This is a genomic window from Pseudomonas sp. IT-P218 (genome assembly GCF_949767605.1).
In the GTDB taxonomy this organism is placed as follows: domain Bacteria; phylum Pseudomonadota; class Gammaproteobacteria; order Pseudomonadales; family Pseudomonadaceae; genus Aquipseudomonas; species Aquipseudomonas putida_AE.
Genome location: NZ_CATKQQ010000094.1, coordinates 1 through 208, shown reverse-complemented (window position 1 = coordinate 208; position 208 = coordinate 1). Strand labels below are relative to the sequence as shown.

The following is a 208-nucleotide window of genomic DNA, read 5'->3' as shown; positions in this document are numbered from 1 at the left end:
GTTGGCCGTCGAGGTTGAGTTGGTGCAGGTGACCGCTGCCGTAGTACAGGTGATTGAGGTGTTGGCCGGTGGGCAACGTCAAGGTGGTGAGGTTGCTCAGTGGATCGTATTCGTAGGACAAGGCGCCCTGAGCCGTCGTCTCCTGGACCAACCTGCCGAGCAGGTCGTAGGAAAATTCGAGCGTTTCTTCGCTGACGCCAATTTGCTT

1 protein-coding gene is annotated in these 208 nt (G+C 57.7%); it reads right to left on the bottom strand.

What is annotated here, in order from left to right:
• Positions 1-208, bottom strand: a 208-nt coding sequence (locus ACM6I6_RS29050) for a hypothetical protein (RefSeq protein ID WP_414921148.1), incomplete at both ends; no start/stop codon positions are given.